Raw genomic sequence first — 24,710 nt, 5'->3', positions numbered from 1 at the left:
ACGTCGGGGCAAGCGCCGTCTATAGACCGCCCGCCCGCGAACGCAACCTGACTTCCGTCGCATGGACATCCTGTCCCCAATGATTGCGGCGCCGGCCATCCTCATTTGTATCGAGGGCCGCCTTCGGCTAAGGAGACCCCGAACGAGATTGACTGCCCGAACGATTCCGAAACGCGCCGCCAGGACCGGGTCTTCCCCCTCCACATATGGCCGCGCGATTTTTGTTTCTGGAGGGCGCCCGTAAGCCGGGACCGGACCATGAACAGCAAGCGCAAGAAGATCTACGAAGGCAAGGCCAAGATCCTGTACGAAGGACCCGAGCCCGGCACCCTGATCCAGTATTTCAAGGACGACGCCACCGCCTTCAACGCGCAGAAAAAGGCCGTTCTCGAAGGCAAGGGCGTGGTGAACAACCAGATCAGCGAGTTCATCATGTCGCGCCTGAACGGCATCGGCGTGACCAACCACTTCATCAAGCGTCTGAACCTGCGCGAGCAGCTGATCCGCGAAGTCGAGATCATTCCGCTGGAAGTCGTGTGCCGCAACATCGTCGCCGGCTCGATGAGCCAGCGCCTGGGCATCGAGGAAGGCACGCCTCTGCCGCGCTCGATCATCGAATTCTACTATAAGAAGGATGAGCTCAACGACCCGATGGTCACCGAAGAGCACATCACCGCCTTCAACTGGGCCTCGACCCAGGAGCTGGACGACATGCTGGCGATGACAGTGCGGGTGAACGACTATCTGTCGGGCATGTTCAGCGCCGTCGGCATCACCCTGGTCGATTTCAAGATCGAGTTCGGCCGGGTGTGGGAAAACGACTTCAGCCGCGTCCTGCTGGCCGACGAGATCAGCCCCGACAGCTGCCGCCTGTGGGACGCCTCGACCGGCGAGAAGCTGGACAAGGACCGCTTTCGCCGCGACCTGGGCAATGTGATTGAAAGCTATACCGAAGTCGCGCGTCGCCTGGGCATCATGAAGGGCATGCCGACGGTGATCCAGGGAGGACTGCACTGATGGCCCCAACCGCTTCAAGCAAGGTAAAAGTTCACGTCTTCCTCAAGCCCGGCGTCCTGGATGTTCAGGGCAAGGCCGTCGAAGGCGCCCTGCAGGGTCTGGGTTGGTCGGGCGTCTCCAATGCCCGCGTCGGCAAGCTGATCGAGTTCGACCTTACCGGCGCCGAAGACCCGCAAGGCGAAGCCAAGAAAATGTGCGAGCAGCTGCTCGCCAATACGGTGATCGAAAGCTACCGCATCGAGGTGGCGTAAACTCTGCTGTCTCCTTTCCCATGTCGCGGGAAGGAGACGGTTGCATCCTTCGGCATCGACGCCAGTTTAGCAGACGGCTTGATTGACGGAGCGCCCATGACCTTCACCCTCACCTCCACCGACATCCAGGACGGCGGCGTGCTGCCCGACGCCCAGGTGCACGCCAAGGGCAACCAATCGCCCCAACTGTCATGGTCCGGCGCGCCGGAGGGGACCAAGAGCTATGCGATCACCTGCTTTGATCCCGATGCGCCGACCGGCTCGGGCTTCTGGCACTGGACGGTGGCCAATATTCCGGCGGATGTGACCGAGTTGCCGTCCGGCGCCGGTTCGCCGGGCGGGCATCTCCCCCACAGCGCCATCCAGGGCCGCACCGACTATGGTCAGCCCGGTTTCGGCGGCGCCGCCCCGCCCCCCGGCCATGGCCCTCACCGTTACATCTTCACCGTCTTTGCGGTGGATGTCGAAAGCCTGGACGTCACGGCCGACAACTCCGGCGCCGTGTTCGGCTTCAACCTGCATTTCCACACCCTGGCCAAGGCGTCGATCACGGCGACCTACGAAAACAAAGCGTGATCGTTGCGGGGCGGCGTCGCCCTTGTGGCGTCATGAACGCTGATTAGTGTGCAGCGCAACATGACCGACGCCGTCTTCGACACTCCCCGTCCCGTCCGCTCGCGCGGGGCGGTCGCCCTCGTGCTGATCGCCCTGGCCATGGGCGGGTTCGCCATCGGCGTGACCGAGTTCGCGGCCATGAGCATCCTGCCGGACTTCGCCGCCGGGCTTGGCGTCGATGCGCCGACCGCCGGCCATGTCATCAGCGCCTATGCCGCAGGCGTCGTGGTCGGCGCGCCGATCTTGGCCGTGCTAGGCGCACGCTACCCACGCTGGCTGCTGCTGATCGCCTTCATGGCCCTGTTCGCCATCGGCAATGTGGCCAGCGCCCTGGCCCCCACCTATCACTGGATGCTGCTGTTCCGTTTCTTAAGCGGCCTGCCGCACGGAGCCTATTTCGGCGTGGCGGCTCTGGTCGCGGCCTCGATCGTGCCGCTGCATTTCCGCACGCGCGCGGTCTCGACCATTTTGATGGGGCTGACGGTCGGGACCGTTCTGGGCGTGCCCGTCGTCAACATCATCAGCCATGCCCACGGCTGGCGCTGGACCTTCGCCATCGTCGGCGTGCTGGCGGTTCTGACCATGGCGCTGGTCGCCCTGTTCGCACCGCGCGATCCGGCCCATCCCGACGCCAGCCCCTGGCGCGAGCTGGGCGCCCTGAAGCGCAGTCAGGTCTGGCTGACGCTGGGCGTGGGCGCCATTGGCTTTGGCGGCATGTTCGCGGTCTACGCCTATCTCGCCTCGACGCTTGAGGCGGTGACGGGCGCCGGCCCCGACGTCCTGCCCTGGGTCTTCGCCGTGTTCGGGGTCGGCATGTTCCTGGGCAATATCCTGGGGGCCTGGGCGGCGGATCACCTGGGGTTCAAGGCGGCGGGCGGCCTGTTGCTCTGGAGCGCAGCGGCGCTGGCGCTTTATCCGCTCGCGGCGCCTCACCTGTGGGCCGTGATGGTCGTGGTCTTCCTGATCGGCGGCGGGGGCGGCCTGGGTTCGATCCTGCAGACGCGACTGATGGATGTCGCCGGCGACGCCCAGACCCTGGCGGCGGCGCTCAACCATTCGGCGTTCAACACGGCCAACGCCATCGGCCCGCTGCTGGGCGGGATGGCGATCGCGGCCGGCTATGGCTGGGCCTCGACCGGCTGGGTCGGCATGGGCCTGTCCCTGGGCGGCTTCGTCATCTTCCTGATCGCCTGGCTGACCGGTCGGGCGCGCGCGACGGCCTGACAAGGCGAAAGAACCCTGCTAAAGGCCCGCGCCATGAGCGCAGCCGTCATCGTCTTCCCCGGTTCCAACTGTGATCGCGACTGCAAGGTCGCCGTCGAACGCTCCACCGGCGAGCCGGTCTCGATGGTGTGGCACGCCGACACCGAACTGCCCCAGGGCCTGGACCTGATCGTCATCCCAGGCGGCTTCTCCTACGGCGACTATCTGCGTTGCGGCGCCATGGCGGCCCAGTCGCCGGTGATGCAGGCGGTCAAGAAGGCCGCGGACGACGGCGTCGCGGTGGTCGGCATCTGCAACGGCTTCCAGATCCTGTGCGAGGCCGGAATGCTGCCCGGCGCCCTGCTGCGCAACAAGGGTCTGAAATACGTCTGCAAGCCGATCGCATTGACCGTCGCCAACGGCCAGACCCGCTTCACCGCCGGCTATCAGGGCCAGCGCGAAGTGACGATGACCCAAGGCAACGGCGACGGAAACTTCTTCGCCGACGCCGAGACACTGGCCCGGATCGAGGGCGAGGGCCAGGTCGTCTTCCGCTATGTCGACAACCCCAACGGCTCGGTCAACGACATCGCCGGCATCCAGAACGCGCGCGGCAACGTCCTGGGCATGATGCCCCACCCGGACCGCGCCTTCGAAGCCGAACTGGGCTCGTCCGACGGCGCGACTTTGTTCCAGAGCATCTACGCGGCCGCTTGACGGCAATCGCAAGTTGGTGCGGATTGGGTCGATGCACAATTGCCTCCGATTCATCTTCGCCTTCGCCGCCCTCGCCGCCGGCGCACCCGTTATGGCTCAGGAAAGCGCTCCGCAGAGCGAGGACTGGACGCTAACGTCCGTGCCCGAGCGCAAGGCCGTGCTGGCCACGATCGACTTTACGTCTGGTTTGGCTATCGCCGCGCGCTGCGTCGATGGAGCTTACGACGTCTTGATCTCGGGACTGCCGGAGGCGCCCCGTCGCGATATGTCGCGTGAGTTGGGCATTCAGGCCGGCGACCAGGAAGAGCCCTACACGTCCGTATGGACGGTGGGGACGCAGCGCAACACCGCATTCAGCCGCATACCCGCAGTCGTGGCGCGCGATCTGGCGAAAGGCGGCAAGCTTCAGGTCATCGTTCCATCCACGTCCGGCGGTCCGCGAACGCGATATGTCATGGATTTGGATCCATCCAGCACCGCGATCGAACAGACATTGACCGCCTGTGGCCGACCGATGATCGACCCACGCGAAGCGCGGGCTAAGGAGATTGACGGCAACGGCCAAGATGGGCTGCCTGATACCGTACAATGGCAGACGATGCCGCGTCCGGTTTTCCCAGCATCGGTGAATGGTCGAAGCCCGCTGGAGGGCTATTTGGTTTTGTCCTGCGTCCTCACTGACGCCGGTCAGATGACTGAATGCCAGACAGAGAGCGAGCAGCCAGCGGGTTACAACCTGTGGCGGTCAGTTGAACGGTCGCTGCCGCGAGCGCGCCTCAAACTGTCCGAACAGGCCGCTGCGGCCGGTCTCTCGCTTGCCGGCCGAATGGTCCGTTTCTCGGTCACCTTCAAAATGGAGCCCTGACGGCCGTCAGATGTCCTTGATCTGAGCGCGACCGTCCGACAGGTCGGCAGCTTCATCGTCTTCGGCCCGATCGTCGTCGAACAACTTTTCTCCGGCCTCGCGTTGAGCAGCCAGTTCGCGGGCGCCGACGCCGAGGCCCTGTTCGATCGCGAGATTGGCCTCGACCTCTTCGGTCAGGTTCAGGTCTTCGTTGTCTGGGTCGGCCATGCGAGCATCCTTTTGAGGGTTTCCCGCGAACAACCGCCCGTGGGCGCCTTCGGTTCCTAACGGCCGAAGAAGGGGTCCAGGCTGGCGCGGGACCGCGGACGGAAGATCAGGAACTGACCGTCCACCGTCACCGTGACCTCATGCGCTTGAGGGCGCTGCAGAAGGGCCGGGTCGTCCAGCGACACGGCGTGGCCTGAGGCGATATCGCGCGCATCCAGCGCCGGGGTCGTCGGCCGCCCCTTTTCGTTGGCCAAGATCGACAGGAAACCGCGCACCTCATTAGCCTGTTGCTGAGGCGTCAGGGCGGCGCGAACCCGTGACCAGGCGGTCTGGACCGAGGTGGGCAGGGGCGCTCCGCTCGTCTGGGCGGACGCCTGGCCCGCTGCCAAGCCTATTGCGCTCAACAGAGCCGGCAGGGAGGTTTTCAGCGTCATGTCGGGCAGGATGAAGCCGCCGCCCGCCAATGCAAGCTTCACTTTTCTGCCGGTCGCGGTGAACCTTCTGGCGTGGCGAGGCGTAAAGGCGGGAACACGCGTCGCACTGGAAATCGAATGTCCTCCATAATCCGTCCCACGCCCCGCCAACGCACCCGTCGTCTGATCGTCCTGGCCGCCGCCCTGTTCGCCATCATCGTGCCCCTGGTTCAGAACCTGGCGGGCTTGGGCCTGAACCAGGCCGAGTTCGCCGCCGACGGCAACAGCACCCTGCGCGTTGCGGGCTACGCCTTCTCGATCTGGGGCCTGATCTATATCGGCATTCTGGCCTATGCCATCCGTCAGGCCCTGCCGCAGACGGGCGAAAGCCCGCTGCTGGGCCGAATGGGTCTGCCGTCCGCCGTCGCCTTCTTCGGCATCGGATTCTGGATCATCGTGGCGGCCCTGAACCTGAAGGCCGCCAGCGTGGGCGTGATTTTCGCCTCGCTTATCGCGCTGTTGCTGCCGATGCTGGCCGTATCCGGCCACATCCGCGCGCTGCGGATGTTCGATCGCGAGCGCATCCTGCTGGTCTGGCCGCTGGCGGCCTTGGCGGGCTGGCTGACGGTGGCTGCGCCGCTGAACCTGATCACGACGGCGACCGCGTTCAACGCTCTTCCCGCCGCCCTGACGCCTGACCTGTGGGCCATCGTCGCCATCGTCGCCGTCACGGTCGTCGCCCTAGCGGTGACGGCGGTGCTGCGCACCCTCGCCTATCCGCTGCCGACGGCCTGGGGTCTTCTGGGCGCGTTCGTCGCCGAACAGGCGGACAAGCCGACCGTCGCCTTCACGGCCTTGGCCGGCGCGATCGTCCTGTTGATCGGCGGCCTGCTGCTGACCTTCCGCCTGCGACCGGGCGTCGAACGCGCTCGCTAAGCCTCAGGGTTTGTCGGTGACCGCGTCGTCCTGAGGCGCATGGTCGTCGGCGCCCACGTCGAAGGCGCCGGTTTCGTCGAAGCCGACGCTGCCGACCCCGACGGCCGAACCGGTCAGCCGCTGACGACGGCTGGCCAGAGCCGCTTGCGGCGCCGCGGCGTCCATCTCCGCAGTGGTTTCAGGATCATTTGAACGATCCATCTGCTGGCCCGAGGCCGGGACGATGCGGTCGGTGTGGGGCTTGCTCACGCCTCGTCCTCCTCGGCATCATCGGCCTGTTTCTGAGCCCGCTCGGCCAAGGCGGAGGCGCCGGCGTCGTCGGCGGCGATCTCGGGCAGGTCGTCATCTTCGGGGGTGGCGGCGGGGTCGATGGGCGTGTCGGTCATAGAGGCTCCTTTGGCTGTCGACGAAATCAACCACCTGCGATGGACGATGTTCCCCGTTCTTGCGCCGCGCGGGCTGACATTCGGCCCATCTGCGGCTAGAAGCGCCGCCCATGAGCGCTCCGCAAAAGACCATGGCTGAACTGGCCGCCGAATACGGCCTGGCCCCCAATGAATATCAGGTCGTCCTCGACCGACTGGGGCGCGAGCCCAACCACGTCGAGCTGGGCGTCTTCTCGGTCATGTGGTCCGAGCACTGCTCCTACAAATCGTCCAAAATCCACTTGGGCAAGTTCCCCACGACCGGAGAGCGCGTCATCTGCGGGCCAGGCGAGAACGCCGGCGTGATCGACATCGACGACGGCGACGCCTGCATCTTCAAGATGGAGAGCCACAACCACCCATCCTACATCGAACCCTATCAGGGTGCGGCGACCGGCGTGGGCGGCATCATGCGCGACGTCTTCACCATGGGCGCCCGGCCGGTGGCCCTGCTGAACGCCCTGCGTTTCGGCGATCCCAGCCATGAGAAGACCAAGCGTCTGGTCAGGGGTGTCGTCTCGGGCATCGGCGGCTATGGCAACTGCGTCGGCGTGCCCACGGTCGCGGGCGAGACCAACTTCCACAAGGGCTACAACGGCAATATCCTGGTCAACGCCATGTGCGTCGGCCTGGCCCGCGCCGACGAAATCTATTATTCGGCCGCGCCGGAGGCGGGCCATGACGTGGTCTATTTCGGCTCCAAGACCGGCCGCGACGGCATCCACGGCGCCACCATGTCCTCGACCGAGTTCGACGACGAGTCGGAGGCCAAACGCCCCACGGTTCAGGTCGGCGACCCCTTCGCCGAAAAGCTGCTGATCGAGGCGACGCTGGAGCTGATGGCGTCCGGCGCCGTCGCCGCCATTCAGGACATGGGCGCGGCGGGCTTGACCTCCTCCTCCGTCGAAATGGCGGGCAAGGGCGGCGTCGGCATCGAACTGAACCTCGATAAGGTGCCCCAGCGCGAAACCGGCATGACGGCCTATGAGATGATGCTGTCGGAAAGCCAGGAGCGGATGCTGGCGGTGCTGAAGCCCGGCTATGAGGACGTCGGCTATCGCATCTTCCAGAAGTGGGGCCTGGACTTCGCTATCATCGGTGTGACCACCGACACCGGCCATCTGGTGCTGAAGCATCACGGCGAGACCGTCTGCGACGTGCCGCTGGCGCCCCTGTTCGACGACGCGCCCCTGTATGACCGCCCGTGGGTCCAGCCGGCGCTTCAGCCCAAGCTGAACCACTCGGACATTCCTGCGCCCGAAAACTGGGCTGATGCGGTGATGAAGGTCGTCGCCTGCCCCGACATGGCCTCCAAGCGCTGGATCTGGGAACAGTACGACCGCCACGTCATGGCCGACACGCTGCAGGACTCCTCGACCGGCGCCGACGCCGGCGTGGTGCGCGTGCATGGCACGGACAAGGGTCTGGCCGTCACCTCGGACTGCACCCCCCGCTACGTCCAGAACGACCCCTATGAGGGCGGCAAACAGGCGGTGGCCGAGGCCTGGCGCAACCTGACGGCCGTGGGCTCGCGTCCGATCGCCATCACGGACAACCTGAACTTTGGCAATCCGCAGCGCCCGGAGATCATGGGCCAGATCGTGCGCGCCATCGACGGGATGGCCGAGGCCTGCCGCGAACTGGTGTTCCCGGTCGTGAGCGGAAACGTGTCGCTCTATAACGAGACCAACGGCGTCGCCATTCCGCCGACCCCGACCGTGGGCGCCGTCGGCCTGCTGCCCAACTACGACGTCGTGACGGGCTTCTCGACCATGGCCGAAGGCGATGCGCTGGTCCTGATCGGCCAGACCCAGGGTGAACTGGGCGCCTCCATCTATCTGCGCGAGGTCCTGGGCCGTGAGGACGGCGCTCCGCCGCCCGTGGACCTAAAGCTCGAAAAGAAGACCGGTGATTTCGTGCGCGACCGGATCGAGGCGGGCGAGCTGACCGTGGTTCACGACCTCTCGGACGGCGGCCTGATCGGCGCCGCCGCCGATCTGGTGCTGGCCTCCGACGTCGGCGTGACCCTGGACGCCTCCAGCGCGGCCCACGCCCACATCTTCCTCTTCGCCGAGGATCAGGCCCGTTACTTGGTCGCCGTCCCCGACGCCGACGCCATCATCGCCAAGGCGCGCGAGGCGGGTCTGCACGCTTCGGTCGTCGGCCATGCGGGTGGCGCCGCCTTCGCCTCCAAGGGCGACAAGGGCGAACTGTTCAGCATCCCTATCGCCCACCTGCGCGAATGGCACGAAGGCTGGATGCCGGGTTGGCTGGGCGACGCCGCATGATCCGCGTCCTGACGCCGCTCGCCCTGCTCGGCCTGCTGAGCGCCTGCGATGGCGGTGGCGATCCGGTGCAGCAGGCGCTTCGGGATACCTCGGCCGCCAACCAGGCTGCGGCGGCGCGCACGACGGAACAGATGGAAGCCGCGGGTCATGCCGGTCACGACATGGGCGGCTCTACCCCCGGAGACAAAGCCTTCGCCGCCTCCGAGGCCGAGATGCACCGCAAGATGGCCGCCGCCTCGGGCCAGACGATCGATCAGGCCTATGTCGCCAAGATGATCGCGCACCACGAAGGCGCCGTCGCCATGGCCAAGGTCGCTCTGCGCGACAGCCGCGACCCCGAAATCCGACGCATGGCCCAGAGCGTCGTCGACACGCAGACGCGCGAGATCGCCGAGATGAAGGCCTGGGCGCCGACCGCCCCTCCGGCGAACTGAGATTGGCCAAGGGACCCTATCGCGGCGGCGGAAAGCCAGCGGCGCCCACCCGCACCAAGGCTCCGTCGACTGGGCGCCCGTCGTCCAAGCCTTCGCAGATCACCAGAGACGAGCTGAGGCATTTCGCCTTTCGTGATCGCTCCAAAGAGGCATTTCTGGACGAGCTCGMCCCCCTGCTCCGCGCCTGTTTCAAAAGCGGCTTCACCCGGCCTAACGAGGTCGCCGGCCTGCTGAACAAGGCGGGAAAGAGCACCGCCTGCGGCCAGCCGTGGACGCCTCACCTGGTCTGGGGTCTTCAACGCTTCCTTTTCGAAAGGCGCGAAAAGAAGAGAGCGGCTCAAGCCGCGGCCCCCGCAGCGACGATTTCAAAACCCGCCGTGTCCAGCCAGCGCGCGAAAGATCTGGCTGCCGAAGATATGACGCGCTTGCTCGCCGCGATCGGCAGGGCGCGCCCGTCGCGTTGACTTCGCATTGATCCCGCATGAACGCAGGAGCCGGATGGCGCGTTTCAGAAGCGATGCGCCTGGCTGAACCGGCGACTTGAACAGGGAGCGTCTGATGGACGCGACGACCGCCGACACCATTTTCCGCCCTGCCATACCGCCCCGGCGCGCGGGCAAACCGCTGTCGCTGCTGCCCTTCCTGTGGATCAGTTGGCGCGATCCGATCCAGATGTGGTCCGAGCGGCATTTCACCGAGCCGCAACTGCACGGAAACTCGGCCTTCGGCGAAATCCTGGTTGTCAGCCATCCGGAAGGCGTGCGTCACGTCCTGACTGAAAACGCCGCCAACTATGAGAAGGGCGACCTGCAACGCCGCGTGCTGGGGCCGATGCTGGCCGAGGGCCTGCTGCTGACCGAGGGCGAGGTCTGGCGTCGCGCCCGGCGTATCTTGGCGCCCCTGTTCACCCCGGCCAAGATGGCGACGCTGAACGCCCGCATGGCCGAGGTGTGCCACGCGCGCGTCGCGGCCTGGTCCCTGTCGGCGCGCGGGCGGGTGCTGGATATCGACAGCGAGATGTCCGGGCTGACCTTCGACATCCTGTCGGCGACCATGTTCTCGGACGAACTGGGCGGCGAGGCGCGCGGGTTCGAACGGGCGCTGAACCAGTTCCTGGCCAATGGCGCGCGTATCGATCCGCTGGACGTGCTGGGCGCGCCGGACTGGGCCCCGCGCCTGGGCCGCCTGGCCAGCTTCCGCTCGGCCCGCTTCTTCGAGCAGCGCGTGACGGCGTTGGTCGAGGCCCGCCGCGCCCGGATCGAGCGTGGCGTCGAAACGGGCGATGCGCCGCCGGCCGATCTGCTCAGCGCGCTTCTGCTGGCGCGGGATGAGAACGGCGGTCCGGGTCTGACCGACGAAGAGGTCGCGGCCAACATTCTGACCTTCATCCTGGCGGGGCACGAGACGACGGCCCGCGCCCTGGGCTGGACCCTGCATCTGCTGTCGCGCCAGCCAGAGTATTTGGCCCGGCTCCAGGCCGAGGCCGACACCTTCGAAGTCTCCGATCCGAAGTGGGCCGAGGCCCTGCCCTGGACCCGCGCCGTGCTGGAGGAAACGATGCGCCTGTTTCCGCCCGCCCCGACCATGGCCCGCAAGGCCCTGGCTGACGACGAGATCGGCGGACAGACGATCAAGGCCGGCGCCACCGTCATCATCTCGCCGTGGATTCTCCAGCGTCACCAGCTGCTGTGGGACGACCCAGACGCCTTCAAGCCAGAGCGCTTCCTGCCCGAGAACCGCAAGGCCATTGATCGCTACGCCTACATTCCCTTCAGCGCCGGACCCCGCGTCTGCATCGGCGCCGCCTTCGCCCTGCAGGAGGCGATGATCGCCTTGGCCGCCATCCTTCGCGTCGCCGATGTCGAGGCCCTGACCACGGTGGAACCCCGTCCGGTCCACCAGATCACCCTGCGCAGCCGCGAGCCCATGCGATTGCGGCTGAGGGCGCGGCGCAAGGGCTGATCCAGCCCAGACTTGGCCGCAAATCCGGCGCGTCGTGGGCCGTCGAAACCGGATCGCCACGATGAGCACCACGCCCGCTGAACCGTCTATCGCCGGCACGGTGGACAAGGTGGCGAAGGTCACATTGGCCTTCTGGTTGATGAAGATTTGCGCGACGACGGTCGGCGAGACCGGCGGCGATCTGGTCTCGATGACGCTGAAGGTCGGTTATGCCGTCAGTTCGCTGATCCTGCTGGGCTTCTTCGTCATCACCCTGATCGCTCAGTTGCGGTCAAAGCGGTTTAATCCCGCCCTCTATTGGCTGGTGATCCTGTCCACCAGCACGGCGGGAACGACCCTGTCCGACTTCATGGATCGCAGCCTGAGCCTGGGTTACGCCACGGGTGCGACGATCATCGCCGGCGTCCTGATTGCCGTTCTGGCGGCCTGGCGGCTGACCTATGGCTCGTTGAAGGTCGATCATATTCGCGAGCCGGGGGTGGAGACCTTCTACTGGCTGGCCATCCTGGCGTCGAACACGCTGGGTACGGCCCTGGGCGACTTTCTGGCCGACACCTCGGGCCTGGGGTATCTGTGGAGCAACGCCCTGATCTCGGGCGGCATCGTCCTGACGATCCTGGCCTGGAAATTCACCCGGATTTCGACCACCGTCCTGTTCTGGATCGCCTTCGTCCTGACCCGCCCCTTCGGAGCCACAATGGGTGACCTGTTGACGAAATCGCACGCCAAGGGCGGACTGGACCTGGGCACCATCGGATCGACGGCGGCGTTGCTAGGCCTGCTGGTCGTGCTGCTGATCGCCACCACGGCCAACTATCGCAAATGGTTTACGGGAGCGCGCCCCGCGTGATCCGCCGGCTCTCACCCTTGAAGCTCGTGCTGATCTCGGCCGCCGTCAGTCTCGTCTGCCTGATCGCCTACATCATCGGCGTCGCCCTGAGCGGCAATGTCCACACCGTCATCGCCGGAGAGATTTATCGGGCCGGTCAGCCGCGCCCCGGCCTGCTGGACCGGATGGAGCGCCAGCACGGCATCCGCACCGTGCTGAACCTGCGGGGCCACAACCCCGGCTCACCCTGGTATGACGACGAGGTCGCCGAAAGTCGTCGCCTGGGCATCCAGCACATCAACTTCCGCATGTCGTCCAAGGAAGAGCTGACGCCGCAGGAGGTCCGCACCCTGATCGCCATCATGCGCGATGCACCAAAGCCCCTTTTGATCCACTGCGCCGGCGGATCGGATCGCACCGGGCTGGCGTCGGCCTTCTACGTCGCGGCGGTATCGAAGGGCGGAGAGTCCGCCGCAGAGGACCAGTTGTCGCTGCGCTTCGGCCATATCGCCCTGCCCAATCTGGACGCCTACGCCATGAACCGCACCTTCGAGAGGATGGAGCCGGAACTGGGCTACCCGAACAGCTAAGGCGCCGTCGCCGTTCCGCCACGAACCGTCTATAGGTCGCGCCGACTTTCCCACTGGAGGCGACCTTGCGCACCGCCATCCTGCTCCCGCCGGGATGCCTGTTTTCCGAAGCCCAGCCGAACTCGATGGAGACGGTGGTGCGGACGATGGCGGGTGTCGATCAGGGCGGCGAGACGCGCATCTTCTGTTGTCAGGGCGCGGACGACGGCGTTTCAGCAAGCGTGGACGCCCTGCCGGCGGGGCGTAGCCGCATGCCGACACTTATCGAACGGCTGCGCGCCTTTCGACCTGATGTGATCGAACATCATCAGCAGGTGAAACAGGCGCTGGCCGTGCAGCAGGCCCTGCCCGAGACGCCCCACCTTCTCTATCGCCACAACGCCCTGCGCCCGCCGCGCCACCCCATCGACCGATGGCGTTATCGGGCGCGTTATGAGCGGCTAGACGGCCTGGTCTTCGTGAGCGTGGCGGAGCGCGACGCCTTCGTGCGCACCTTCCCCGATCTGCACGACCGGGCGTTCGCGGTGCCCAACCCCATCGAGGCCGGCGCCTGGCTGGCCTCGCCCGAGGATCGAGAGCCGGTGATCGCTTTCGCCGGGCGCGCCATGCCGGAAAAGGGCGTCGATGTGCTGTGCGCCGCCCTGCCCTGCGTTCTGGACGCCCATCCCGACTGGCGCGCCGTGCTGATGCTGAACGACTGGGACGATCATGCGCGCTGGGCGGCCCGGCATGTCGCCCCGCTGGAAAAGTATGGCGACCGGGTCGAGGTGCTGAAGTCCGCGCCTTTGGGCGAGGTGCGGCGACGGATGCAGACGGCCGCCATCGCCCTGACGCCATCCGTCTGGGACGAGCCGTTCGGCCTCACGGCGATCGAGGCCCATGCGGCAGGCGCGGCCCTGATCTCGTCCGGGCGCGGCGGCCTGCGTGAAGCCAGCGGGCCGCACGCCCTCTACGTCGATGCAGTGACGCCGAAGACATTGGCGGCGGCGATGGACCGGCTGATCTCGTCACCCGAGGAACGATTGGCGCTCGCGCAATCCGCCCAAGCCTATGTGCTGGCGACCCATACGCCGCAACGTCGTGCAGCCGAGCTGATGGCCGTCCGCCAGACGGTGATCGACCGTCGCCGGGCGCGTTAGACGACCGGGATCGCCTGAGACAACCGTCCGCCGACCCGGATCGGCTCGACCCGCTTGGCCAGACCCGTCCGGTCGTCCGTCTCGACGAAGACCCCGCATACCGTCGCGGGGCCGGAGGCCGGCATGTAGCGACCGCCAGAAATCCGGGTGGTGAAGCGGCGCAGCGGCTCTTCCTTTTCGTTGCCGATCACGCTGTCATAGTCGCAGCAGCCCCCGGCGTCGGTCTGATAGGCCGTGCCGCCGGGCAGGATCTGGCAGTCGGCGGTGGGAACATGGGTGTGGGTGCCGACCACCAGCGACGCGCGCCCGTCGCAGAAATGGCCCATCGCCATCTTCTCGGACGTGACCTCTGCGTGCATGTCCACGATAACGGCGTCCGCCACCGCGCCCAGCGGCGCCGCCGCCAGTTCGCGCTCCACCGCTCCGAACGGATCGTCCATCGGGTCCATATGCACCCGGCCCAGCACGTTCATGACCAGGACCGTCCGGCCCGAATGGGTCTCGAACAGATTGGCCCCGGCGCCTGGCGCATCCATCAGGCGCGGATAGTTGGCCGGCCGGATCAGGCGCGGCTCGCGCACGATATAGGTCAGGGCCTCGCGTTGGTCCCAGCTGTGGTTGCCCAGCGTCAGGCAGTCGGCGCCCGCCATGAACAGTTCGCGCGCCGTGTTCTCGGTAATGCCGAAGCCGCCCGCGGCGTTCTCCGCATTCACGACCACGAAGTCGAGCTTCAGGTCCCGCTTCAGGCCCGGAAGATGATCGCTGATGCCGTCACGGCCGGACTTGCCGATGACGTCGCCGAAAAATGCCAGTCTCATTTGGAAGCCGTATAGCCGGTCTCGGTCAGAACGCCATGCAGTCGAATGTCGTGAGGCTCCAGCGCCAGCCGTTCGACCCTTTGGCCGGCATAGGCGAAACCGATGCGGATGGCGTCGGGTCGGGCGGCGAACGTCCGGTCGTAATAGCCCCCGCCTTGCCCCAGGCGGCCGCCCTGATCGTCAAAGGCCAGCAGCGGCGTCAGGATCAGGTCCGGCATGACGACCTCGGCCAGCGGCAGAGGCGCGGGGCATCCGGCGGCGTCCATCTCCAGCGGCTCGCCGGGCGACCAGGCGCGGAACTCCATCGGCGCGTCGCGCTGGACCACGACCGGCAGGCACAACCGGCGGCCCGCCGCCTCCAGCGCCGCAGCCAAGGCGTCGGTATCCAGCTCCGACCCCATGGCGCGATAGAGCGCGACGATCCGAGCGGCGGGAAGCGCATCGGCATGGTCCGCCGCCCGGCTGGCGGCCAGCGGATCGGCCTCGGCCAGACGCTTGCGCAAGGCGCGGGCAGCTGATCGAAGTTCGTGCTTGTCCTGGATCATCGAACCGCCCCTGCGAACGCGTGCTCATGCAGCGAGCCGCCGCGCGGCGAGCGATAGCACATCACAAAGGCGAGGAAGGTGGCGGCGCCGCGCGAACCGTGAAGAACGTTTAAATCCTCTCGACCTGGGTAGCCAGGTGGGCTCCGTATGCCCAAGCCCTCGAGCCCGGACAGGGACAGATCCCTATGAGTGAATTAAGGTCAGAAGGATATGTTGTCTTCGACGTGAGCCGCAGCAAGACCCGCCGTCGATCAAGATAGGCCTTCGCCGGCCCCGACGCCAGCATCCGCAGCGGAATAATCGCCTAGAGGTTTTGGGCGATCTTTTCGATCCGCGCGGCGACGGCGTTCAGCGCCTCGGCGACCCCGTCCGTCGAGGCCGGAGCCGGGGCTGTCGCTGACGAAGGCCCCGCCTTGCCGGCGTTCAGCCGCGCCTCATGCAGTTCGTCGGCCAGGATCAGCGCGGACATCAGAAACAGCCGCAGATCGCCGACATGGCCCACGTCGCCTGCGACCTGGCGCACCTGATTGTCGAACTGTTTGGCCAGGATGCGGACCCGCTCTTCCTGCCCGTCGGCGCAGCCTACCGCATAGGGGCGTCCGTTGACCTCGACCGTCACCGTCGCCATCAGCCGGCCTCGCTTTCGGCCAAGGCCTCGCGCACGGCCTGGGCGGCGCGGCCCAGCGCATCGGACGCCTCGCGCCCGGCGGCCTCCAGTTCAGCCACGCGCTGATCTGTGGCACGCGGGGCGAACAGATCGTCGTCCGCGATCGCGGGCGCCGAGGCGGGCCGCGCCTTCAGCTCCACAATCTTGCGTTCCAGTTCGGCCAGGGCGCGGTCGATACGCGCCCGTGCGGCCGTGGTGGCGTCTGCCATCGGTCGCTCCTTTAGATTCCGTATAGAAGCCGAGGACGCGCCGGGGTAAAGGGGCGCGCCCCCTTTTTCCGCCTTCCCAACAGAGGTCTCCACAGTGACCGACGCAAAAACCGCACCAAAGGCCACGCCCGAGCAGATGGCGAACGCCATTCGCGTCCTCGCCATGGACGGCGTCGAGAAAGCCAAGTCCGGCCACCCCGGTATGCCGATGGGCATGGCCGACGTGGCCACGGTGCTGTTTTCCCGGTTCCTGAAGTTCGACGCCTCGCGACCCGACTGGGCCGACCGCGACCGCTTCATCCTGTCAGCCGGTCACGGCTCGATGTTGATCTACGCCCTGCTGCATCTGACCGGCTACAAGGGCGCGACGAAGGAAGAGCTGTCCAACTTCCGCCAGTGGGGCTCCAAGACCGCAGGCCACCCGGAGTACGGCCATATGCCGGGCGTCGAGGTCACCACCGGCCCGCTGGGCCAAGGTCTGGCGACCTCGGTCGGTTTCGCCATGGCCGAGCGCCATCTGGCGGCGAAGTACGGCGATGATCTGGTCGATCACCGCACCTGGGTCATCGCCGGCGACGGCTGCCTGATGGAAGGCGTGTCGCAGGAAGCGATCGCGCTTGCCGGCCGCTACAAGCTGAACAAGCTGCACGTCCTGTGGGACGACAACGAGATCACCATCGACGGCAAGGTCTCCCTGTCGGACACGACCGACCAGAAGGCGCGGTTCAAGGCCGCCGGCTGGGCGGTCAAGGCCATCGACGGCCACGACATGAACGCCATCAAGGCCGCCATGAAATGGGCCATGCGTCAGGACAAGCCGACGCTGATCGCCTGCAAGACCAAGATCGGCAAGGGCGCCGCCACCATGGAAGGCAGCCACAAGACCCACGGCGCCGCCTTGGGCGCGGCCGAGATCGCCGCCACCCGCCTGGGCCTGGCCTGGGATCACGAACCCTTCGAAATGCCCCAGACCATCGCGGATGCCTGGGCCAAGGTCGGCCGTCGCGGGTCCAAGGACCGCAAGAAGTGGGAAGCCCGCCTCGCCGCCTCCGGCCAGGCCGCCGACTTCACCCGCGCCATGAGGGGCGACCTGCCCGAGGCCGCCTTCGACGCCCTGAACGCCAAGATCGCCGAACTGGTCGAGACCCAGCCGGCCCAGGCGACGCGCCAGTCGTCGGGCGCGGCGCTGGATGAACTGTTCGCCACCATTCCCGAACTGGTCGGCGGCTCGGCCGATCTGACCGGATCGAACAACACCTTCGTCAAGGGCACGCCGATCCTGGACGCGCCGACCTATGAAGGACGCTACGTCAACTGGGGCATCCGCGAGTTCGGCATGGCCGCGGCCATGAACGGCCTGACCTTGCACGGCGGGGTCATTCCTTACGGCGGCACCTTCATGGTGTTTTCGGACTATAGCCGCCCGGCCATCCGCCTGGGCGCCCTGATGGGCGTGCGCGTCATCCACGTCCTGACGCACGACTCGATCGGTCTGGGCGAAGACGGCCCGACGCACCAGCCGGTCGAACATCTGGCGGCGCTGCGCGCCATTCCGAACCTGCTGGTCTTCCGGCCCGCCGACACCATCGAGGCCATGGAATGCTGGCAAATCGCCCTGCAGACCAAGACCGCGCCATCGGCCCTGGCCCTGTCGCGCCAGAAGACCCCGGCCGTCCGCACCGTCGCCTCGACCGAAAACCTGTCGGCGAAGGGCGCCTATGAGATCAAGGCCGCCAATGGCGAGGCCAAAGCCACCCTGTTCGGCACCGGCACCGAACTGGCCCTGGCGTTGAAGGCCGCCGAGACGCTGGAAGCCGAAGGCGTGGCGACCCGCGTCGTCTCCGTCCCCTGTTTCGAGCTGTTCGAGCAACAGGACGCCGCCTACCAGGCCTCGGTCATCGGCCGCGGCACGGTCCGCGTCGCCGTGGAAGCAGCAATCAAGCAAGGCTGGGAACGCTTCATCGGCGAAGACGGCGCCTTCATCGGCATGACCGGCTTCGGCGCCTCGGCCCCGGCCGAGGTTCTGTATGAGAAGTTCGGCATCACGACCGAGGCGGTCGTCGCGGCGGTCAAGGCGCGGCTGTAAGAAATCTACCCTTCTCCCTGAGGGAGAAGGTGGCCCGAAGGGCCGGATGAGGGGTTACGGTGCTGATCGCGTCGCACAGCGTAACCCCTCACCCTTTCGCGCAAGAACGACGGCTTCGCCGCCGTGCGCTCAAGCCCTCTCCCACCGGGAGAGGGAAGGCTTGTGGAGATGTCGATGATTTCGGTTCGCGGTCTGCTGCTGACCATCGGCGTGGCCCTCGGCATGACGGTGCCCGTCGCCCACGCCCAGACGCCGACCATCGCCGAAACCCCCATCGTCATCGGCCGGTCCTACGCCCTGCCCTCCGCTATCATGGGCGCGACGCGTGAGATCAACATCTGGCTGCCGCCTGGTTATGCCGACAGCGGCAAGACCTATCCCGTCCTTTATGTCCTCGACGGCGGTCAGGATCAGGACTTCCACCACATCTCCGGCCTCGCCCAGTTGGGAACCGTCGTCGGCACGACCCGCGACGTCATCGTGGTCGGGATCGCCTCGGTGGATCGCCGCGACGAACTGGCCCTGCCGACCACAGATCCCGAGCTGATCGCCCGCTATCCGACCCAGGGCCAGTCCGACCGTTTCCGCCGCTTCGTCGCCGAAGAGGTCTTGCCCTTCGTCCAGGCTCGTTATCGCACTAGTGGCGAGACGGCCCTGATGGGCGAGTCGCTCGCCGGCCTTTTCGTGGTCGAGACCTTCCTGAAGGAGCCCCAGTTGTTTGACGCCTATGTCGCCGTCAGCCCCAGCCTGTGGTGGGACGGGGGCGAACTGGCGCGTCAGGCGGGGGCCCGTCTGCGCGACCAATCGAACGACCCGCGGACCCTGATCCTGACCCTGGGCGACGAAGGCCCGGAAATGCAGGCGCCGATGGACGTTTTGACGGCCAATCTGCGCGACCACGCCCTGCCCGGACTGAGCTGGAGCTTCACCCCCCGCCCGACCGAGAGCCACGCCACCATCTACCACGGCGCCGCCCTCGACGCCTTCCGCCAGCTCTATGCGGAGCCTGCGAAATGAGCCGGCCCATGCACCGGCTCGGCGCGATCAGCCTGCTGGTCCACGACTATGACGCGGCCATCGCCTTCTATGTCGGCAAGCTGGGCTTCGCGCTCAGCGAAGACACCGACATGGGCGCAGGCAAACGCTGGGTGCGGGTCACGCCCAAAGGTGGCGAGACCAGCCTGCTGCTCGCCCGCGCCATGACAGACGCCCAGAAGGCCCAGGTCGGAAACCAGGCCGGCGGCCGGGTCTGGCTGTTTCTGGAAACCGACGACCTGATACGCGACCACGCCGCCTGGCTTGCCGCCGGCGTCCACTTCCGCGAAACCCCGCGACATGAGACCTATGGCAAGGTGGTGGTCTTCGAAGACCTCTACGGCAACGCCTGGGACCTGATCGAACCCGCTACCGGAGCCTGACGCCCATGAAACTCGGCACCCCGCTTTCCGACACCGCCGTCCGCGTCATGCTGCTGGGCTCGGGCGAACTGGGCAAGGAGGTCGCCATCGAGCTTCAGCGGCTCGGCGTCGAGGTGATCGCCGTGGACCGCTATCCCAACGCCCCGGCCATGCAGGTCGCGCACCGCAGTCATGTCATCCCCATGACCGACGCCCAGGTGCTGAACGGCGTCATCCTGGCCGAAGCCCCACACTTCATCGTGCCCGAGATCGAGGCCATAGCCACCGAGGTCCTGGCCGATATCGAGGCCGCCGGCCTGGCGACGGTCATCCCGACGGCTCGCGCCGTGCAACTGACGATGAACCGCGAGGGCATCCGCAAACTGGCCGCCGAAGAGCTGGGTCTTACCACCAGCCCCTACGCCTTCGCGGGCTCGGCCGAGGAACTGGCCGCCGGCGCAGAGGCCGTCGGCTATCCCAACTTCGTCAAGCCGGTCATGTCGTCATCCGGTAAGGGGCAATCCTTCGTCGAAAGCGCCGATGAAATCGCCGACGCCTGGACCTACGCCCAGGACAGCGGTCGCGTCGCCGGCGCCCGCGTCATCGTCGAGGGACGCATCGACTTCGACTTCGAGATCACGCTGCTGACCGTCCGCTCGCGCGACGCCGACGGCACGACCCGCACCGATTTCTGCGCGCCCATCGGCCACCGCCAGGTCAAGGGCGACTACGTCGAAAGCTGGCAGCCGCAGCCCATGACGCCCGCTGCGCTGGCCGCCTCCCAGGACATCGCCGCCAAGGTTACTGCGGCCTTGGGCGGTTACGGCGTCTTCGGCGTCGAACTGTTCGTCAAGGGCGACCAGGTCTGGTTCTCCGAAGTCTCGCCCCGCCCGCACGACACCGGCCTGGTCACCCTGGCCAGCCAGACCATGAGTGAGTTTGCGCTGCACGCCCGCGCCATCCTGGGCCTGCCCATCGACGTGAGCCAACGTGAACCCGCCGCCAGCGCCGTCATCTATGGCGGCATTGACGCGCAAGGGATCGCCTTCGAGGGCGTTGCGGAGGCCCTGTCGGTCCCGACCGCCGATCTGCGTCTGTTCGGAAAGCCCGAAGCCTTCGAGCGCCGCCGCATGGGCGTGGCTGTCGCCCGCGGCGCCGACGTCGAACAGGCCCGCGACCGCGCGCGCGAAGCCGCAGGCTGTGTGAAGGTGGTTCGGGGCTGATTTCCTTTCGTCATCCTCCGACGAGCGCAGCGAGATCGGGGGACCCAGCGGCGCCATAGGCGATGCATCAGCCACGAGACTCTGACGGCAGATGATGCGGCAGGTTCGCGCTCTCGCGCGCCGCTGGGTTCCCCGGTCTGCGCCGCAAGCGGCTTGCCGGAGAATGACGACAGCGGAGCCATTTCTACGACTTTAGTCGATTGGCCTTGTCCCGCATTGTGGTGCAAACCAAGGGCGAGGGTCGCAGTCAGCCGGCCGGGAGGGATCTGTCGTGGGCAAACTCAGCACACCCATAATCTTCGGCGCCATCGCCATCCTGGGGGCGGTGTCCCTCGGCATCATCGCCCTGCATCAGGGCGAAAGCATCAGCGCGGTCTGGATGGTGGTCGCCGCCGTCTGCACCTATGCGATCGCCTATCGGTTCTACAGCCGCTACCTGGCCAACAAGGTCATGCAGCTGAACCCCGCGCGCCTGACCCCGGCCATGCGCCGCAACGACGGGCTCGACTATGTGCCGACGCCCAAAAACGTCCTGTTCGGCCACCACTTCGCCGCCATCGCCGGCGCAGGCCCGCTGGTCGGGCCGGTGCTGGCCGCCCAGATGGGCTATCTGCCGGGCGTCCTGTGGATTCTGGTCGGCGCCGTGCTGGCCGGCGCGGTGCAGGACATGATGGTCCTGTTCATGTCCACGCGTCGCGACGGCAAGTCGCTGGGCGACATGATCCGCACCGAAATGGGCAACATCCCCGGCATCATCGCCCAGGTCGGCGTCCTGATGATCATGGTCATCATCCTGGCGGTTCTGGCCCTGGTCGTGGTCAAGGCCTTGGCCGAAAGCCCGTGGGGCACCTTCACCGTCGCCGCCACCATCCCCATCGCCATCTTCATGGGCCTATACACCCGCTTCCTGCGGCCGGGCCGCGTGGGCGAGGTTTCGGTGATCGGCGTCGTCCTGCTAATCCTGGCCATCATCGGCGGCGGCCATATCGCGGCCGATCCGTTCTGGGGTCCGGCCTTCACCCTGACCGGCCCGACCCTGGCGATCCTGATGATGGTCTATGGCTTCATCGCCTCGGTCATTCCGGTGTGGCTGCTCTTGGCGCCGCGCGACTATCTGTCGACCTTCCTGAAGATCGGCGCGATCGTGGCCTTGGCCGTCGGCATCCTGATCGTGCGCCCGCACCTGCAGATGCCGGCCATCACCCCCTTCATCGACGGCACCGGCCCGGTCTTCGCCGGCGCCCTGTTCCCCTTCCTGTTCATCACCATCGCCTGCGGCGCCGTGTCGGGCTTCCACGCCCTGATCTCGTCGGGCACCACGCCCAAGCTGCTGGAGAACGAGGCCCAGATCCCGATGATCGGCTATGGCGCCATGCTGTGCGAAAGCTTCGTCGCCGTCATGGCCCTGATCGCCGCCACGGTTCTGGATCCGGCCGTCTATTTCGCCATGAACAGCCCGGTCGCCGTCATCGGCAACGATGCGGTCTCAGCCGCCGCCGCCGTGGCCCAGTGGGGCTTCCACATCACGCCCGGAGAGCTGGAACAGCTGGCGCGAGACGTGGGCGAACATTCCATCCTGTCGCGCGCAGGCGGCGCCCCGACCCTGGCGGTCGGCATGGCGCACATCCTGTCCGGCGTGATCGGCGGCAAGGCCATGATGGCCTTCTGGTATCACTTCGCCATCCTATTCGAAGCCCTATTCATCCTGACGACCGTGGACGCCGGCACCCGCGTCTGCCGCTTCATGATCCAAGACCTGCTGGGCGTCGCTTTGCCCAAGATGCGCGAAACGAAGTCGTGGGGCGCCAACGTTGTCGCCACGGCCCTGACGGTCGGGCTGTGGGGCTATTTCCTCTACACCGGCGTGGTCGATCCGCTGGGCGGCATCAACAGCCTGTGGCCCCTGTTCGGCATCGCCAACCAGATGCTGGCCGCCGTCGCCCTGATCCTGGGCACCGTCGTCCTGTTCAAGATGAAGCGCGAGAAGTTCGCCTGGGTCATGGTCGTTCCCGCGACGTGGCTGCTGATCTGCACCCTGACGGCGGGCTTCCAGAAGCTGTTCCACCCGGACGTCCGCATCGGCTTCCTGTCCCACGCCCGCAAATATCAGGAGGCGCTGGGCGCCGGCGAACTGATCGCCCCAGCTAAGAGCATCGGCGACATGCACCGCATCGTCGTCAACGACTACGTCAACTCGACCCTGACGGCGGGCTTCCTGTTCGTGGTCGTCACCATGGTTGTCTATGGCGTCCTGGCGTGCCGCAAGGCCTATGCGAACAACCGCCCGACGGTCCGCGAGTATCCGGAAAGCCACCAACTGACGGCGGCCGACGAGGCGGCGGATGCGGCCCGTGCCTGACGTTCAGGACGACCTGCTGTGCCTGTGTCGCGACACCGCCCTGCGGTGGGGTCGCGGCGTTCGGCGCACGGCCGGCGCCATGATCGGTCAGCCGGATTATCAGGCCTATGTCGATCACGCGGCGACGACCCATCCCGACCAGCCGCCGCTGGACAAGACCGCCTTCTTCCGCCTGCACGAGCAGCGCCGCTTTGGCGGCGCCGGCGGGTTCAAATGCTGCTGATCTAGAGGCCGCTGGCGGGGGTGTCGGCCCTGGCGCGATCCTCGGCCTGAAGGGCGGCGATCGCCGTCTCCAGTGTCGGATCGTCGCCCGCGCGGCGTTGGGCCACGGTGCGAGGCGCGGCGATGTCGGGCGTGACCCCCCGCTTCTCCAGCCGAATCCCGCCCGAAGTCACGAAGTCCGCCCGGCTCAGCGTCAGCCGCCCGCCGTCCGGCAGATTGGTCTCCTGAGCGATCAGCACCGATCCGCCGGTCTTCTCGCCCACCACGATGCCACGCCGCGCCTCCTGCAAGGCGGCCGGCGTCAGTTCGGCGGCGCTGCGGCTGCCTTGATCCACCAGAACCGCCACATCATTGGCCAGGGGATCGCGCCGATCGCCGCAGTCGCCAGCCGCCCTCAGCACCACCGGCCGACCGCTGCGTCCCGTCCGCGTCGCCCAGACCTGATCGCGCGGCAGGAAACAGGTCAGGACCGATTCCGCCTCCATCAGCCGCCCACCGGGATTGCCACGCAGGTCCAACACCACGTCCACATCCGGCGGCAGGCCTTCCAACTCGCTGCCCATCCAGGCGCCCAGCCCCTTGTCGAACTGCTCGACGCGCAGCACCAGCACCCCTGGTCGCGACTTGTCGGCGGTGAATGGTTCGATGGCCTCCATCACCCTCGGCGTCAGGGCGATCTCGCGCCTCTGTCCCGCATCGTCGGTCAGGACCAACTGCACCGGAACCCCGGCATAGGTCTCGACATCCGGTCCCCAGGGCTGCCCATCGACCGAGTTCAGAGCCCAGCCCATCTGCACGCCCGCCGCCTCGGCTGGCGAGCCCGGCCGGACACGCTCGACGGTCCAGTCGTCCGGCGTCTCGCCCCGCATCAGGGTCAGGCCCATTACGGCGCGCCGGGCGAACTGCGCCTCCTGACGCCGCACCGCCGCCGGCGGACTGGCCGCCGCATGACCGTCGTCCAGCAGATCCAGCATCGCATTGATGACGCGGTACAGCCCGCGCTCATCGCTCGCCGCCAGGGCCTGGGGCCGGAACGTCGCCCGTGCGGCGTTCCAATCCACGCCGTGCAGGGTCGGATCGTAATAGCCCCGCCGCACCTCGCTCCACACCCGATCGAACACGCGCTGATTCAGCCGCGCGCGATCCCGCGAGGGCGCTGCTGCGACGACCGTATCGACAGCGGGCATGGCCACGGCCGGAACGCTCAACGGCAGGCAGAGCAACATGAGGCTGAAAAGCCGGGCGGAAACGCTCAGACGCATGACCACCATCTGACGTCAGTCGCCCGCTTTG

28 protein-coding genes and 1 other RNA gene are annotated in these 24,710 nt (G+C 66.9%); 19 read left to right on the top strand and 10 right to left on the bottom strand.

Annotated elements, in window-relative coordinates; genetic code table 11:
* Nucleotides 1–258 precede the first annotated feature (258 nt).
* The 6 genes from purC to ASF31_RS01335 all read left to right on the top strand — a co-directional run bounded on the left by purC (nucleotide 259) and on the right by ASF31_RS01335 (nucleotide 4,668).
* The gene (gene purC / locus ASF31_RS01360) at nucleotides 259–1,017 is read left to right on the top strand and encodes a phosphoribosylaminoimidazolesuccinocarboxamide synthase (RefSeq protein ID WP_055752965.1); all 759 of its coding nucleotides are present in this window, start codon (nucleotides 259–261) and stop codon (nucleotides 1,015–1,017) included.
* Nucleotides 1,017–1,268 carry a phosphoribosylformylglycinamidine synthase subunit PurS gene (purS, locus tag ASF31_RS01355; protein WP_055752964.1) on the top strand — a complete coding sequence of 84 codons (252 nt, stop codon included), beginning with the start codon at nucleotides 1,017–1,019 and terminating at the stop codon, nucleotides 1,266–1,268. Before purC ends, purS begins: the two co-directional genes overlap by 1 nt.
* A 96-nt stretch (nucleotides 1,269–1,364) precedes the next feature.
* Nucleotides 1,365–1,844 (top strand): YbhB/YbcL family Raf kinase inhibitor-like protein, encoded by a 480-nt coding sequence (locus ASF31_RS01350; protein WP_055752963.1) that lies wholly within the window; start codon nucleotides 1,365–1,367, stop codon nucleotides 1,842–1,844.
* Nucleotides 1,845–1,904: 60 nt separating this feature from the next.
* Complete coding sequence (locus ASF31_RS01345; protein WP_055753338.1) at nucleotides 1,905–3,107, top strand: MFS transporter; 1,203 nt, start codon at nucleotides 1,905–1,907, stop codon at nucleotides 3,105–3,107.
* A gap of 33 nt (nucleotides 3,108–3,140) precedes the next feature.
* A complete protein-coding gene (gene purQ / locus ASF31_RS01340) occupies nucleotides 3,141–3,803 on the top strand; it encodes a phosphoribosylformylglycinamidine synthase subunit PurQ (protein ID WP_055752962.1) in 663 nt (220 codons plus the stop codon).
* Nucleotides 3,804–3,834: 31 nt separating this feature from the next.
* Complete coding sequence (locus ASF31_RS01335) at nucleotides 3,835–4,668, top strand: hypothetical protein (protein ID WP_055752961.1); 834 nt, start codon at nucleotides 3,835–3,837, stop codon at nucleotides 4,666–4,668.
* Nucleotides 4,669–4,674: 6 nt separating this feature from the next.
* On the opposite strand, the gene ASF31_RS01330 is transcribed toward ASF31_RS01335, so the two are convergent.
* Both ASF31_RS01330 and ASF31_RS01325 read right to left on the bottom strand, forming a co-directional pair.
* Nucleotides 4,675–4,875: a hypothetical protein gene (locus tag ASF31_RS01330; RefSeq protein ID WP_055752960.1), complete on the bottom strand. Its 201-nt coding sequence runs from the start codon at nucleotides 4,873–4,875 to the stop codon at nucleotides 4,675–4,677.
* Between the two features lie 56 nt (nucleotides 4,876–4,931).
* On the bottom strand, nucleotides 4,932–5,351 hold the full coding sequence (locus ASF31_RS01325) for a hypothetical protein (RefSeq protein WP_200918521.1): 420 nt from the start codon (nucleotides 5,349–5,351) through the stop codon (nucleotides 4,932–4,934).
* A 75-nt stretch (nucleotides 5,352–5,426) separates the two neighbouring features.
* Here ASF31_RS01325 and ASF31_RS01320 point away from each other — a divergent pair, with 75 nt between their 5' ends.
* On the top strand, nucleotides 5,427–6,224 hold the full coding sequence (locus ASF31_RS01320) for a hypothetical protein (RefSeq protein WP_055752958.1): 798 nt from the start codon (nucleotides 5,427–5,429) through the stop codon (nucleotides 6,222–6,224).
* Between the two features lie 3 nt (nucleotides 6,225–6,227).
* Here ASF31_RS01320 and ASF31_RS01315 read toward each other — a convergent pair whose 3' ends face one another.
* On the bottom strand, nucleotides 6,228–6,473 hold the full coding sequence (locus ASF31_RS01315; protein WP_055752957.1) for a hypothetical protein: 246 nt from the start codon (nucleotides 6,471–6,473) through the stop codon (nucleotides 6,228–6,230).
* The gene (locus ASF31_RS14360; RefSeq protein ID WP_153922446.1) at nucleotides 6,470–6,610 is read right to left on the bottom strand and encodes a hypothetical protein; all 141 of its coding nucleotides are present in this window, start codon (nucleotides 6,608–6,610) and stop codon (nucleotides 6,470–6,472) included. The genes ASF31_RS01315 and ASF31_RS14360 overlap by 4 nt, the downstream gene beginning before the upstream one ends.
* Nucleotides 6,611–6,720: 110 nt before the next feature.
* Here ASF31_RS14360 and purL point away from each other — a divergent pair, with 110 nt between their 5' ends.
* The 6 genes from purL (at nucleotide 6,721) to ASF31_RS01280 (ending at nucleotide 13,891) form a co-directional block, all read left to right on the top strand.
* Nucleotides 6,721–8,937, top strand: a complete 2,217-nt coding sequence (purL, locus tag ASF31_RS01310; protein WP_055752956.1) for a phosphoribosylformylglycinamidine synthase subunit PurL — start codon at nucleotides 6,721–6,723, stop codon at nucleotides 8,935–8,937.
* Entirely contained in the window at nucleotides 8,934–9,371 is a 438-nt protein-coding gene (locus ASF31_RS01305) for a DUF305 domain-containing protein (protein ID WP_055752955.1), read from the top strand. The genes purL and ASF31_RS01305 overlap by 4 nt, the downstream gene beginning before the upstream one ends.
* Nucleotides 9,372–9,929: 558 nt before the next feature.
* Nucleotides 9,930–11,333, top strand: a complete 1,404-nt coding sequence (locus ASF31_RS01295) for a cytochrome P450 (protein ID WP_055752953.1) — start codon at nucleotides 9,930–9,932, stop codon at nucleotides 11,331–11,333.
* A gap of 61 nt (nucleotides 11,334–11,394) precedes the next feature.
* Nucleotides 11,395–12,183: a hypothetical protein gene (locus ASF31_RS01290; protein WP_200918520.1), complete on the top strand. Its 789-nt coding sequence runs from the start codon at nucleotides 11,395–11,397 to the stop codon at nucleotides 12,181–12,183.
* Between the two features lie 26 nt (nucleotides 12,184–12,209).
* Nucleotides 12,210–12,752, top strand: coding sequence for a tyrosine-protein phosphatase (locus ASF31_RS01285; RefSeq protein ID WP_235551235.1), 543 nt, complete (start codon nucleotides 12,210–12,212; stop codon nucleotides 12,750–12,752).
* A gap of 65 nt (nucleotides 12,753–12,817) precedes the next feature.
* The gene (locus ASF31_RS01280; protein ID WP_235551213.1) at nucleotides 12,818–13,891 is read left to right on the top strand and encodes a glycosyltransferase family 4 protein; all 1,074 of its coding nucleotides are present in this window, start codon (nucleotides 12,818–12,820) and stop codon (nucleotides 13,889–13,891) included.
* Here the strand turns inward: ASF31_RS01280 and ASF31_RS01275 are convergent.
* The 5 genes from ASF31_RS01275 to ASF31_RS01260 form a co-directional block, all read right to left on the bottom strand.
* Complete coding sequence (locus ASF31_RS01275; RefSeq protein WP_055752952.1) at nucleotides 13,888–14,709, bottom strand: TIGR00282 family metallophosphoesterase; 822 nt, start codon at nucleotides 14,707–14,709, stop codon at nucleotides 13,888–13,890. The two genes, ASF31_RS01280 and ASF31_RS01275, sit on opposite strands and share 4 nt — an antisense overlap.
* The gene (locus ASF31_RS01270; RefSeq protein WP_055752951.1) at nucleotides 14,706–15,254 is read right to left on the bottom strand and encodes a 5-formyltetrahydrofolate cyclo-ligase; all 549 of its coding nucleotides are present in this window, start codon (nucleotides 15,252–15,254) and stop codon (nucleotides 14,706–14,708) included. The genes ASF31_RS01275 and ASF31_RS01270 overlap by 4 nt, the downstream gene beginning before the upstream one ends.
* Nucleotides 15,255–15,334: 80 nt before the next feature.
* A non-coding RNA gene (ssrS, locus tag ASF31_RS14185) (6S RNA) lies at nucleotides 15,335–15,495 on the bottom strand.
* A gap of 63 nt (nucleotides 15,496–15,558) precedes the next feature.
* Nucleotides 15,559–15,882: a cell division protein ZapA gene (locus ASF31_RS01265; RefSeq protein ID WP_055752950.1), complete on the bottom strand. Its 324-nt coding sequence runs from the start codon at nucleotides 15,880–15,882 to the stop codon at nucleotides 15,559–15,561.
* On the bottom strand, nucleotides 15,882–16,130 hold the full coding sequence (locus tag ASF31_RS01260) for a hypothetical protein (RefSeq protein WP_055752949.1): 249 nt from the start codon (nucleotides 16,128–16,130) through the stop codon (nucleotides 15,882–15,884). The genes ASF31_RS01265 and ASF31_RS01260 overlap by 1 nt, the downstream gene beginning before the upstream one ends.
* A 94-nt stretch (nucleotides 16,131–16,224) precedes the next feature.
* Here ASF31_RS01260 and tkt point away from each other — a divergent pair, with 94 nt between their 5' ends.
* The 6 genes from tkt (at nucleotide 16,225) to ASF31_RS14680 (ending at nucleotide 23,418) form a co-directional block, all read left to right on the top strand.
* Complete coding sequence (tkt, locus tag ASF31_RS01255) at nucleotides 16,225–18,216, top strand: transketolase (RefSeq protein ID WP_082464946.1); 1,992 nt, start codon at nucleotides 16,225–16,227, stop codon at nucleotides 18,214–18,216.
* A 174-nt stretch (nucleotides 18,217–18,390) separates the two neighbouring features.
* Nucleotides 18,391–19,233: an alpha/beta hydrolase gene (locus ASF31_RS01250; protein ID WP_082464989.1), complete on the top strand. Its 843-nt coding sequence runs from the start codon at nucleotides 18,391–18,393 to the stop codon at nucleotides 19,231–19,233.
* Nucleotides 19,230–19,634: a VOC family protein gene (locus ASF31_RS01245; RefSeq protein WP_197458422.1), complete on the top strand. Its 405-nt coding sequence runs from the start codon at nucleotides 19,230–19,232 to the stop codon at nucleotides 19,632–19,634. Before ASF31_RS01250 ends, ASF31_RS01245 begins: the two co-directional genes overlap by 4 nt.
* Before the next feature lie 5 nt (nucleotides 19,635–19,639).
* Nucleotides 19,640–20,836, top strand: coding sequence for a formate-dependent phosphoribosylglycinamide formyltransferase (gene purT, locus ASF31_RS01240; protein ID WP_055752946.1), 1,197 nt, complete (start codon nucleotides 19,640–19,642; stop codon nucleotides 20,834–20,836).
* A 271-nt stretch (nucleotides 20,837–21,107) separates the two neighbouring features.
* Nucleotides 21,108–23,195, top strand: coding sequence for a carbon starvation CstA family protein (locus ASF31_RS01235; protein ID WP_055752945.1), 2,088 nt, complete (start codon nucleotides 21,108–21,110; stop codon nucleotides 23,193–23,195).
* Nucleotides 23,188–23,418 (top strand): YbdD/YjiX family protein, encoded by a 231-nt coding sequence (locus tag ASF31_RS14680; RefSeq protein ID WP_369814622.1) that lies wholly within the window; start codon nucleotides 23,188–23,190, stop codon nucleotides 23,416–23,418. Before ASF31_RS01235 ends, ASF31_RS14680 begins: the two co-directional genes overlap by 8 nt.
* Nucleotide 23,419: 1 nt before the next feature.
* Here ASF31_RS14680 and ASF31_RS01225 read toward each other — a convergent pair whose 3' ends face one another.
* Nucleotides 23,420–24,679: a S41 family peptidase gene (locus ASF31_RS01225; RefSeq protein ID WP_235551212.1), complete on the bottom strand. Its 1,260-nt coding sequence runs from the start codon at nucleotides 24,677–24,679 to the stop codon at nucleotides 23,420–23,422.
* Nucleotides 24,680–24,710 lie beyond the last annotated feature (31 nt).

It is taken from the genome of Brevundimonas sp. Leaf280 (genome assembly GCF_001422455.1).
In the GTDB taxonomy this organism is placed as follows: domain Bacteria; phylum Pseudomonadota; class Alphaproteobacteria; order Caulobacterales; family Caulobacteraceae; genus Brevundimonas.
The sequence above is the reverse complement of the archived record's forward strand: the minus strand, read 5'-3'. Positions and strand labels throughout refer to the sequence as shown.